Annotated in this window: 14 protein-coding genes; 7 read left to right on the top strand and 7 right to left on the bottom strand. The window is 39.9% G+C overall.

What is annotated here, in order from left to right; genetic code table 11:
• The 3 genes from ACTHN6_RS10135 to ACTHN6_RS10145 all read left to right on the top strand — a co-directional run.
• Positions 1–335: protein-L-isoaspartate O-methyltransferase family protein (locus tag ACTHN6_RS10135; RefSeq protein ID WP_440435641.1), on the top strand; the 335-nt coding region annotated here is incomplete at its 5' end.
• A gap of 125 nt (positions 336–460) precedes the next feature.
• Positions 461–955 carry an asparaginase domain-containing protein gene (locus tag ACTHN6_RS10140; protein WP_440435642.1) on the top strand — a complete coding sequence of 165 codons (495 nt, stop codon included), beginning with the start codon at positions 461–463 and terminating at the stop codon, positions 953–955.
• Positions 956–1,010: 55 nt separating this feature from the next.
• Positions 1,011–2,009 (top strand): beta-ketoacyl-ACP synthase III, encoded by a 999-nt coding sequence (locus ACTHN6_RS10145; RefSeq protein ID WP_440435643.1) that lies wholly within the window; start codon positions 1,011–1,013, stop codon positions 2,007–2,009.
• Positions 2,010–2,057: 48 nt separating this feature from the next.
• On the opposite strand, the gene ACTHN6_RS10150 is transcribed toward ACTHN6_RS10145, so the two are convergent.
• Positions 2,058–2,300, bottom strand: coding sequence for a hypothetical protein (locus ACTHN6_RS10150; protein WP_440435644.1), 243 nt, complete (start codon positions 2,298–2,300; stop codon positions 2,058–2,060).
• A 181-nt stretch (positions 2,301–2,481) separates the two neighbouring features.
• On the opposite strand from ACTHN6_RS10150, the gene pdxA reads away from it, so the two are divergent.
• Positions 2,482–3,591 (top strand): 4-hydroxythreonine-4-phosphate dehydrogenase PdxA, encoded by a 1,110-nt coding sequence (gene pdxA / locus ACTHN6_RS10155; RefSeq protein WP_440435645.1) that lies wholly within the window; start codon positions 2,482–2,484, stop codon positions 3,589–3,591.
• A gap of 121 nt (positions 3,592–3,712) precedes the next feature.
• Positions 3,713–4,228 carry a YdeI/OmpD-associated family protein gene (locus tag ACTHN6_RS10160; protein ID WP_440435646.1) on the top strand — a complete coding sequence of 172 codons (516 nt, stop codon included), beginning with the start codon at positions 3,713–3,715 and terminating at the stop codon, positions 4,226–4,228.
• A 44-nt stretch (positions 4,229–4,272) separates the two neighbouring features.
• Here the strand turns inward: ACTHN6_RS10160 and ACTHN6_RS10165 are convergent, their stop codons facing one another.
• The 6 genes from ACTHN6_RS10165 to ACTHN6_RS10190 all read right to left on the bottom strand — a co-directional run bounded on the left by ACTHN6_RS10165 (position 4,273) and on the right by ACTHN6_RS10190 (position 9,583).
• Complete coding sequence (locus ACTHN6_RS10165; protein WP_440435647.1) at positions 4,273–4,704, bottom strand: acyl-CoA thioesterase; 432 nt, start codon at positions 4,702–4,704, stop codon at positions 4,273–4,275.
• 33 nt (positions 4,705–4,737) lie between these two features.
• Positions 4,738–7,266, bottom strand: a complete 2,529-nt coding sequence (locus tag ACTHN6_RS10170; RefSeq protein WP_440435648.1) for a hypothetical protein — start codon at positions 7,264–7,266, stop codon at positions 4,738–4,740.
• Between the two features lie 108 nt (positions 7,267–7,374).
• Complete coding sequence (locus ACTHN6_RS10175) at positions 7,375–7,758, bottom strand: DUF3037 domain-containing protein (protein WP_440435650.1); 384 nt, start codon at positions 7,756–7,758, stop codon at positions 7,375–7,377.
• Complete coding sequence (locus ACTHN6_RS10180; RefSeq protein ID WP_440435651.1) at positions 7,736–8,533, bottom strand: HipA family kinase; 798 nt, start codon at positions 8,531–8,533, stop codon at positions 7,736–7,738. The genes ACTHN6_RS10175 and ACTHN6_RS10180 overlap by 23 nt, the downstream gene beginning before the upstream one ends.
• Before the next feature lie 301 nt (positions 8,534–8,834).
• The gene (locus ACTHN6_RS10185; RefSeq protein ID WP_440435652.1) at positions 8,835–9,176 is read right to left on the bottom strand and encodes a hypothetical protein; all 342 of its coding nucleotides are present in this window, start codon (positions 9,174–9,176) and stop codon (positions 8,835–8,837) included.
• A 14-nt stretch (positions 9,177–9,190) separates the two neighbouring features.
• Positions 9,191–9,583, bottom strand: a complete 393-nt coding sequence (locus ACTHN6_RS10190) for a VOC family protein (RefSeq protein WP_440435653.1) — start codon at positions 9,581–9,583, stop codon at positions 9,191–9,193.
• Positions 9,584–9,998: 415 nt separating this feature from the next.
• On the opposite strand from ACTHN6_RS10190, the gene ACTHN6_RS10195 reads away from it, so the two are divergent.
• Both ACTHN6_RS10195 and ACTHN6_RS10200 read left to right on the top strand, forming a co-directional pair.
• Positions 9,999–10,808: a DUF6597 domain-containing transcriptional factor gene (locus tag ACTHN6_RS10195; protein WP_440435654.1), complete on the top strand. Its 810-nt coding sequence runs from the start codon at positions 9,999–10,001 to the stop codon at positions 10,806–10,808.
• A gap of 113 nt (positions 10,809–10,921) precedes the next feature.
• Positions 10,922–11,362, top strand: coding sequence for an ester cyclase (locus ACTHN6_RS10200; RefSeq protein WP_440435655.1), 441 nt, complete (start codon positions 10,922–10,924; stop codon positions 11,360–11,362).
• The last annotated feature ends 83 nt before the right edge of the window (positions 11,363–11,445 follow it).

Here is an 11,445-nt window from a genome sequence, read left to right on the forward strand (position 1 = left end):
TTTATACAATAGAACGACAGCGTAAATTGTACGACATTAATAAATCTTTCTTCTTCAAAACAAAATATCCCAGCATAAAATTTTTTTACGGAGATGGCTTTGAAGGATTGCCGGCCTATGCGCCTTTTGATAAAGTGCTTATTACGGCAGCGGCGCCTTTTATCCCGCCTAAATTAGTGGAGCAGTTAAAAACTGGCGGCTTAATGGTGTTGCCTGTGAATGAAGGCGATAAACAACGTATGTTGCGCCTTACCAAAAAAGCTGATGGCAGTTATGATGAAGAATGGTTTGATTATTTTTCTTTCGTACCTATGTTGAAAGGGAAAAATAATTAGAAAAAATTCAGGCGTTTACGTGTTCACAGGTTCACTTGTTTGACAAGCTGGTTAAGTTTAAAACGCATGGTTTAATTTCAGTCCGTGAACAAGAAAATCATGACCTTGTAAACTTAAATTTTATTATGGCAATACGCATTTTTATAACCGGCGGCACATTCGATAAAGAATATAATGAGCTTACCGGCGAGCTTTTTTTTAAAGATTCGCATTTACCGGAAATGCTTAAGCTTGGCCGCAGCAATATAGATGTTGATATACGAACGCTAATGATGATTGACAGCCTTGGCATGAGCAATGAAGACAGGGATTTGATTACACATCATTGCGAAACGGCTAAAGAAGATAAAATTATTATCACACATGGTACGGATACAATGGCTGATACAGCTAAAGTGTTATCCGGTAAAATAAAAAATAAAACAATTGTACTTACCGGCGCAATGATACCGTACAAGTTTGGCAGTTCAGACGGGTTGTTTAATCTTGGCAGTGCGCTGGCTTTTGTGCAAACCCTGCCGCCCGGTGTTTATATAGCTATGAATGGAAAATACTTTCATGCGGATAACGTTCGCAAAAACAGGCAAACGGGTATGTTTGAAGCGCCGTATAAGCAATGACGGGTTCTGTCAATAATTATAATTTCAATACTTTTGAAACACAATATTTTAAAATATGAGTAAAATAACTGCAGCCATTACTGCTGTAGGCGGTTATGTTCCGGAGTACAGGTTAACGAATAAGGAACTGGAAAAGATGGTTGAAACAAATGATGAATGGATAAGAACAAGAACAGGTATTAGTGAAAGAAGAATTTTGAAAGGGGCCGGTAAAGGAAGCAGCGATCTTGCCTTACCTGCCATTCAGGAAATAATCAAAAAGAAAAATCTGGACCCTCTTGAAATTGATTGCATTATTGTAGGCACCGTAACACCCGATATGGTTTTTCCCGCCACTGCAAATATTATTGCGGCTAAAATTGGCGCAGCAAATGCATGGGGTTTTGATGTAAGCGCGGCCTGCAGTGGCTTTTTGTATTCACTCACAACCGGGGCCACGTTTATTGAAAGCGGACGGTACAAAAAAGTTCTGGTGGTTGGCGTAGATAAGATGAGCGCCATAGTTGATTACACCGACAGGGCCACCTGTATAATTTTTGGTGACGGTGCCGGCGCTGTTTTATTGGAACCTTCCACCGATGAAACGGGTATCAAAGACAGTATATTAAAAAGTGACGGAAACGGTGCTGAATACCTGCACATGAAAGCCGGCGGCTCCCGTGAACCCGCCACTATTGAAACGGTTCAGGCTAAAAAACATTTTATTTACCAGGAAGGCAAGGCCGTATTTAAACATGCTGTAGAGGGCATGGCCGACGTAAGTGCAGAGATAATGAAACAAAATAATTTGAGTGCAGATGATGTGGCATGGCTTGTGCCGCACCAGGCCAATCTCAGAATAATTGATGCTACTGCAAACCGCATGGGGTTATCAAGAGAAAAAGTGATGATTAATATCCAAAAGTATGGCAACACTACTGCTGCAACCATACCGCTTTGTTTGTGGGAATGGGAGAAGCAATTAAAGAAGGGCGACAATCTGATTCTCGCTGCATTTGGCGGTGGATTTACGTGGGGCGCTACATGGGTTAAATGGTCTTACGATACCCAATAAAAAAGAGGTTGCATTTCGCAACCTCCATTATTTTCCTGCTATAATAATTCAATTAGATTTCAATGTGGTTGACTTGGATTTTTTTACAGGCAGGCTTACCAGTATTAAAATAAATATGGCTGATCCTACTATCCAGATCCAGGTATGGTCATACCAGGGCGATGGGTTTGCTGTAGCTGCAACTTTTGGATTCTCTGAAGTTTCCTGTGCATACAAACAGCAAGTAATGAAGCAAAAAATAAATAATAATGAAAACATCTTTGCAGCAGCCGTTTTCATAGTTTGTTTCATATATTTTTATTTGATAATTATTCAACAATCGCGCCAGTAAAGGATTGTATTAGTTGCTTTGCGTGCAAAGAATTAAAATACAAGTACTTTTGCCATAAAGAAATCATGTACGAATAAATCCTGGTACAGGCTTTATTGTGGATTAATTTACTTTTACCCAAACAATGTTTATTAATTTATTATGAACGCAGAACAGCAAAAGCCACTTATAGGATTTACAAGTGGTGATATTAATGGTATTGGTATTGAGCTTATTATTAAAACATTAAGTGATAACCGCATTCTCGACCAATGTACGCCCGTGGTTTTTGCGAGTAACAAGAGCATAAATTTTTACCGTAAATCAATGCCTGAAATCAATTTTTCGTATCAGTCTGTGAAAGATTTTTCACGTATTAACCATAAGCAGCTTAATATATTTAATTGCTGGGATGAAGAAGTGCCTATTTCTGCCGGACAGTTAAACGAAACCGGCGGCCGGTATGCAAGGATATCCTTGCAACATGCGGTGGATGCTTTAAAGGATGGGCTAATACAGGGCCTTGTAACAGCGCCTTTACATAAAAAGAATATCCAATGTGCTGAGTTTAATTTTACAGGCCATACGCCTTATTTGAAACATGCATTTGGTTTAAATGATGTGGTTATGCTGATGGTTGCTTCAAACCTCCGCGTGGCGCTGGTTACAGAACATGTGCCTGTAAAAGATATAGCTGCCCATATTTCCAAAGAAAGTATATTAAGCAAGCTTATTATAATAAATGAAAGCCTGAAAAGAGATTTTGGTATTGAAAAGCCAAAGATCGCGGTGTTAGGCTTAAACCCTCATGCAGGCGATGAAGGCCTTGTGGGTAATGAAGAACAAACTATTATAAAACCTTCTGTGAAGGAAGCAAAAGATAAAGGCATACTTGCTTTTGGGCCGTTTAGCGCCGATGCTTTTTTTGCAAGAGCGCATTACCAGCAGTTTGATGCTGTGCTGGCTATGTATCACGACCAGGGTTTAATTCCGTTTAAATCACTGGCAATAGGCGAGGGCGTTAATTATACAGCAGGAATGCCGGCAATAAGAACAAGCCCCGATCATGGTACCGCTTTCGATATTGCAGGTAAAGGCAAGGCAGACGCTTCTTCTTTTCTTGCAGCATTGTTTGAATGCATAGATATAATTAAACGCCGCGCAGATTATGATGAAAGCCGCAGTAACCCGCTGCGTAAAATGAGTAATGTAATTATAGCCAATGCCGCCGATGAAGCCATTGAAGTGAATGAAGATGAAAGTGAAAACTGATTTATTGTAGGCTCAAAATATAAAATACAGTGTCCTGAATTGCTTTTTTTGGATTGCATGTTTAAAGATTACTCACGATATACCACTCACAAAGCACGGTTAACCTGAAAGCAGTATAACGATGGTAAAAATCACCGCTACATTATTGAAATTTGATGAACAGGGTGAAAAAACCGGCTGGACTTATTTTGTAATACCTGCTGATATTGCACAGCAAATAAAACCCGGATGTAAGAAAATATATCGCGTAAAAGGTAAACTGGATAATTATAAAATAAGCAGCGTAGCTATAATGCCAATGGGCGATGGTAATTTTATAATGCCGGTAAATGCAGTTATGCGCAAAGCAATTGGCAAACGCAAAGGCGCAATAATAACTGCAATGCTTGAAGCCGATGATAAGCCGCTGCAATTAAATGAAGATTTTATGGCCTGTTTAAATGATGAACCGGCAGCGCTGGAACATTTCTATTCGTTAAACGGCAGCCACAGAAATTATTTTAGTAAGTGGATAGACAGTGCTAAAACAGAACCTACCAAAACAAAAAGAATTGCAATGGCCCTTTCTGCTTTATCAAGAAGAATGGGTTATCCTGAAATGATACGCGAACAAAAGGCAAAGAAAGAATTAGGTTGAGCCCGGGTTTCCTTGTTTATACTTATTTTAAGTTTCAAAATAGATCACACCGTTTTATAATCTTCTGTTTTCGGAATGGTATTCAATGTATCAATCACCATTTGCGGGGGCGCAGCTATTTTTCTTTTTACTGTATCCATCCATGCGCCATCAACAATTAATAGCGCAGCCAATTCATTGTCGTTTCTAAAAATTTCGTGCTGCATAGAGAATTTCCTGAAATCTGCTGAAACGGATTTCAGCTTTAGCGATATACTTATCTTATCACCCAAAATTATTTCCTTCATAAAACAACATTCTTCGCGGAATAAAACAGGGCCGATAGAATGTTCCCGCATTATATCTTCTGTTATGCCGTTATCAAACAAAAAATTGATGCGGCAATAAGCACCAAAATCATAATAAACAGAATGGCGTAGATGAAAATTAGGATCAAGATCACTCCACCTGATTTCAACTTGTTTTATATAATTCATGTATTGAAGATAATAAAGACACGTTAAAGCCTGTTACTTCGGCAATGGAAATGTTGCCCGAACCTGCAGTGTATTTTCATTTTTATAAAACCCAAATGTGGCATCTAAATAAATGAGGTTAAAAGGAGCAACTATAAGTCCGGCGCCATAAGCAATGTGTAATGTATTTGATTTTTCACCCGAAAGCCAAACGCGGCCATCATCACAGAAAATCAGGAAGCCTGCCTTGCCATTAAAGAACCAGGAATGAAAAGGTGAGATAAAACGAAGATCATTTGTGTTATAAAAGGCTGTTTTACCACGAAACCTGTCTGCCGGCACACCGCGGAATATTACACCACCGATTGAAGGATATTGATAAAATTCAGGGTTGCCTGTAACAGTAGAAATGCCAGCCCTTAGATTAAGTGAAAATTTTGATACCAGCGGAATATAAACGTAAGCATTCCCACCATACTTTATATAATGGCTTGAACGGTCGTTTACATTTTGCTCGCCCATTGCCGAAGCGTTAATATAAAAACCTTTTGTTGGCACAATGGCATCATTCAATAGCTGGTAACTATAGCTTAAACCGCCGCCTGCATAAGTTTGCCATTTAAAATTAGTGGTATTCATGCCGGGATTGGCAATAAACCTCGCCGTATCGTTTATCACTTTTATACCCTGCACACTGGCAAATGCACCAATGCTGCTATTGCCAAAATATTTTGTAAGCTGTGGCCTGAATATCCACTGCCTTGTTCTTGTAGTATAATATTTCAGTTTACGAATGCCTTCATGTGTTGTTTTGTTGCCCAGCCCATAATAAAATTGCCAGCGCACATGATCATAATTAGCTAACAACGACAGGTTTGATTTTAAAATAAGCTTTGGAAATAATGCCTTATAGGTAAGGCTTGGTGCCTTTTCCATGATGGAGTAATGCAGGCTGAAATTTTGCACAGAAGCAAAAGGACGCTTGTCCCATCTATTCGATAATATATTATAGCTAAGCCCTGCAAATAACCTGTCTTCCAGGGTAAAGAATAGTATGGGCGATATACCACGCCGGTTATACCGGAACCAGTCATAATGATAAGACCGGTTCATAGTATCGCTGTTGATGTGAATGCTGTTGGCACCATTTGTTTTAATGCCATCTTTTGCATAAACCGTTATGGTATTATTTTTTTTGCTTAACGTTGATATATCAATAACAGAATCATTATTCAGGCCATCACTTATTTTTATGCTGATGTTATTTTTACCCTCGCCTGAAATATGATAACTGTCATTGCCATTCAATCCAAATAATCTTATTTCTTTTGTTTCGGAAGACTTAAACGTTTTTGAATAATGAGGAGAGTTATTATCCGCTTCAAAAACCTGCAGCCGCACTTCGTTGTTATTAATGCGTTGCACATCAAACCTATCGTTATTGGAAGAACCTGTTACCTGCACTTCTTTGAAAAGAAAATGATAATATTCATTTGCCCATTCCACAATATGCCTGCGCCTTTCTTTAAGTTTTGAAGTTATTGCATTACCTGTGGCGGCATACATTTCCGGCGGGAATTGTTTAACGGCATTTTCAATAACCTCATCTGCCAGGGACTGCTGTAAATCTTTTGCAATGCTTATCCATTCTTCCAGGCTGGTTTGATTGAGTAGTCTCCGGTCAAGGTCTTTTTCCCGCTGGTTAATAAATTTTACACTTGGAATATCTTTTTTAAATTTTTGAAAATAGTTTAACCTGCCTATGCCTAAACCTGCACCAAACAATAACCCGTCATAATTGGAAAACGCCTGGTCGCGGTTCACGGGTAAAGGAATATATACCGTTTTATCGCCGCTTATTGTTTTGCCCCAAAGCCAGTTTTGTTCCGGCTTGTTCCAGTCGTTTAAAAACATATCGAACAACCTTGCTTTTATTAATGCTTTTTCATCAATACTAATATTGGTATTGTTGTTTAATGTATCCAGTAAAACCGTTGTTGTAATATAGCTTTCAAAATTGCCCGGCACGAGTTCTTCAAATACAAAAAATTTATCACCGAATACATTGTTGTATTCGCCAAGCAGTGGTTGCGAAGGCACATACCGGTAAGAAATATTTGCCGAATAAATACCCGCAGCTTTTGCCAGCATGGGCACAGGCGCACCGGCATAAGGATTAGAGGCAGAGCCGCCATCTGTTAACCTTTGTTCAACAAACGTTTTGCGGAAAAGTTCAGGAAGAATTTTCCCCAAATGTTTATCAACCGGCCTTATTAAATATTCTTTGCCGGCTGCATTTTGCACGTGCAGGTTCAGTAAATTGTTGTTAATACCGGTGGAAAGTATTTTAAAGCTGGCAGCACTGCTGTCAAGGTTTAATACGTGGATGGTGGCAGGCATTGTCCATTCATTCCTGTAATTATTGCCCCACAGCCAGCGCTTAAAACCGCCTGCTTCATATTCAGCACCGGGAATAATTTTTTGCCAGGGTCCGGCTGTATCAGCAGTTGTTTGTGCAATAACAAAATGGCAGGCAGCGAGACAGATTAAAAATTGTGGAAAAAAGAGATAAAATTTTCTCATACACTGCTATGTAAAAAAATCCTGCCAAGTATTATGTTAGTCAACCGGTCAGACGCTTTTAAAGCGTCTGACCGGTAGCAATTCTCTGAATGTGATGATATCCCGGCCTTACAACACCAGCGTTTCAAAAAGTTTATCCAGCGTTGTTTCAAGATCATCCGACAAACCGGGGTGTACTGGTGATGTTTGCACAATCGTGCTCCTCACAGCCGTTAACCACCTGAAGCGCCCCGCCAGCGGCAAGGCTGCAATGGGGCCGGCGCTTTTATCGGCTTTACATATCTGTTCAAACACAAGCAATCTTTTTTGCAGGTCATCTATATCAATCTCTTCACAAAAAGCAGCTATCTTTTTTTTATTCAGCTCATATTTTGTTTGCAAAAAACCGGCGGCAGCGCAATACATAATTACACCCACATTAAAGAATTCCTGCCGCTCCACACGCGGCACCACCCGTATAACGGCATATTCAAATAATAGTTTCTCTTGCATGTATTGCTTCTTTTGTAAAAATGGCTGATGCGGCAAACCTCGCCTTTAAAAACTGTGCATACATATTCCTTTTTATTTCCGGCGTTTCATCGCTATCGTTTTCTTCAAGCCATGCCGAAGGAATTAATTCTACTATTGCGTCAATTATCTCATCATTTAATATTGTATGAAACAATGCATCAACATCTTCAAGCCTTGACGCGTATTTCAAAAGCACATGATCTTTCACCTGTTCAAAAGGCCGCTGCGCATTCTTTAGAAAACTCTGCCATGCATGATGAAAATATAAAGAAGCGCCGTGATCTATCAGCCATAATTCCCTGTTCCATATAAGCATGTTGGTATTGCGTACTGTGCGGTCAACATTGCAGATAAAACAATCCAGCCACACAATCTTTGACGCCAGCATTTCATTCACCGGCGTAACAGCCGCATCAAATGTAACAGCGCCGGAAAGATAATGCAGCCCCATATTCAAACCCGTGCTGGCTTTTAAAAGGTCCTGGATTTCTTCATCAGGCTCAGTCCTGCCAAATGCAGCATCGAGGTTGGCAAAAACTATCTCAGGCACTTTAAGCCCGAGTATTTTAGCCAGCAAGCCGCCAATTAATTCTGCAATAAGCGCTTTTTTGCCCTGGCCGGCGCCTTTAAATTTTACCACGTACATAAAGCCGTCATCTGCTTCTGCAATGGCCGGCAGCGAGCCGCCTTCGCGCAGCGGCACCACATAGCGCATTACATTTACGGTTCTGATATCAAAAGCAATTGCCTGCATTTTTTTGTAATTGATAAGGGCTAAAATTATAGCAATGGAATGAATTGGAAGAAGCTGTTATAAAATTGCAGGTTGAAATTAAAGCCCGCTGTTAGTAAAGCACTATAATAACCGGGAAGGACTTTGGCCTGCCAGTAAACACCATACACCGGCAGCTTCGTCGGCTTCGTAGAAATAAGGTGCGCACCAGCCGTCATATTTAAAACCATTGGAAGTGTCTTCATCCGGGCATACCGGGCGCCTGCATTACGCCATCTAATTGCGGGAAATAAAGTTGATGGCGTAGCTTTTTCATTCTTTTCTAAGTGCCCGCCTTTACTTTGAAATATGTTGTTGATACCGGTAAAAACAACAGGACGGAAACTATTACTAAAAAAGCTATATGAGCAGTCATTTCAGACGTTGAGTTGAATGCACTTATTATAACATGATAGAGCAGCCATGCAATCGCAAGCCATCGTGCCCTGCCAACTCTAAAAAGCAAAAGAATGCCACAAGCTACGGCTAAAATTTCCACAAAAAGAACCCATATTGTTTCATACGGCTCATCGGAAAGCTCTTTTACATGATAAGCAAATCCCGTACATCCAACAAGAATAAATAAAACGGAAACTATAATAATAGGAATAGGACGTTTTTTCATTGCCGGTTAATTAATTATATTTTCATTTCAATCATCCATTGATGTCCAAACGGATCTTGAATATTTCCTTGCCTGTAACCATAATCGTAGTCTTGAGCGGGACTTAAAAGTATTGCTCCGGCTTCGATTGCTTTATTCATTACCGTGTTTACATCGTCAACAAAAAGACCTATAAGTGTTGTAACACCTTTTATTTTATTTGGTTCAAGTTGTCCCTTAGCTGGCCGCTCCTCATGCAAATGAAAAATTGTTCCGCCAATAGAAAGTTCAGCAACGTGAACACTGCCATCATCGTTCCACCATAGCCTGATCTCAACAGCTCCGAATGCTTTGTAATAAAATGAAATATCTGAGACGCCGGCCGGAATAAAAAGCTGGGGTGCAAAAAAGATCTTGTTATTTGTCATCGTTATACTTATTAGTTTATGTAGTGCATTCAAAATTAGCAGTGCCCAAACTTGCCACTCCTGTTGTTGCTATAGTTGCCCTGGTCATCTTTCATTTCCAGTTTCATTTGTTGTCCTTACAAAATAAATTGTGGAATTAAAAGTAGGAAAATTAACAGTCAGCCAAATGAAAACCAGTTCCAAATAAATTGCCATTTGATTTTTAGTTATCTCTTTCGATTTATGGATTGTGTTTGCAGCATCCATTTTAAACAGTAAAGAAGAAGGCAGCATTTTGCGGGGTGGGCGCTAATGTGCCTGATACCTGAATCCGCATTCAAAAAAAACGGGCGAGATGGTTTGAAAAGTAGCAGCCCATTGAAGTCGCACCGTTACTGATAATCTTTTATCTTACAAAATGTTTTATCATAAGCATATGCCTTGTGAGGCGCTGCAGCCATTCATCGTATGTTATTTTATATGGGACAGCGAAGGCCCAATGGATTCAACAATGATTGTTGAATCGCCCCCGAGCGGTTTTTGTTCCATCGTGTTTAATTATGGAGATGCTTATCACCTGCAGAATAAAAAATATGAGAAGCTGCCGGTGCCGCTCCAGTTTGCAGCAGGGCAAAGCATTTACAGTTATAATTTGTTTTTGCAGGGAACCATAGGCATTGCGGGCATTGTGTTTAAACCTGCGGCGCTGGCAACAATTTTTAACTGGCCCATGTTTGAATTTGTTGAAGAACGCATTGACCTGTATAAACTGTTTACGAAAGAAATTACGGATAAATATATAGCTGCTATTAAATCGGCTAATAATGAGCAGGAGAAAGTGGCGTTGCTGGAAGCATTTATGTTGCAGCAATTACGTATGCTGAAACCCGAGCCCGATTATATTGATGAAGCAGCCAATTTTATTGTAGAGCAGAATGGTATGCTGCAGGTAAACGACCTGCTTGAAAAAAGCTACATGAGCCGCCGCACTTTTGAAAGAAAGTTTTTTCAGAAGGTGGGGTTAAGCCCTAAATATTATGCCCGCATTCGCCGTATTGGCTATTTGTGCAATCTTATTGCAGGCAAAAAGAAAGTTGACTGGCCTAAAATTTTTTATGAATGCAATTTTTATGACCAGGCGCATTTTATAAAAGACTTTGAAGAATTTACAGGCCGCACACCACAGCAGTATTTAAAAGAAAATACAGAGCTCGCTAATTATGTAGAAAAACCGGCCGGTAGCTGATACTTTGTTGTCGCATTTTTACAACGGATTGACGCATACTTACAATGCCAGCCCGCGCCGGCTGAATAATTTTGTTCAACAAAACAAATTATTCAAAAACAAAAATGTATATCATGGAAACAACAATAGCAATGCAGCATGAGCTTAGTTTAAAAAATGCCTGCGTTGAATTTATGTTTGCTTATCAACAAAAAAATATTGATAAGATGTTATCGCTTTGCAATGCCGATGGCATAGTTGAATTTGTGCCTTTGGGCGATGCCGGAACCGGCAAAATTGGCGAGCTGGGCAAAGGCATCTGGACAGCTTTGATAGATTGCTTTCCTGATATTGATAACACTTTGGATGCTGCCGTTGCTGAAGATGAAAGCACCATTCGTTGCCAGGTTGTAATTCGTGGCACGCAGGCAAAAGACTTTGCCGGCATTGAAAGCAAAGGCAAAACTTTTGACAGCGACCATATTTTCGTTTTCCGTTTTAGCGACGATAATATTATTGAGCACATAACGGTTACCTGGGATCATTCAGATTTTATGAAGCAGTTAGGCGCCTGATTATTTTCGCTGCTAACCGCACACACTTTATTTGCCTGCGCCCGCAGGTAAGGCTTGCCATGCAGTATAATATGCATGCCGCA

This window comes from Parafilimonas sp., assembly GCF_051953455.1.
In the GTDB taxonomy this organism is placed as follows: domain Bacteria; phylum Bacteroidota; class Bacteroidia; order Chitinophagales; family Chitinophagaceae; genus Parafilimonas.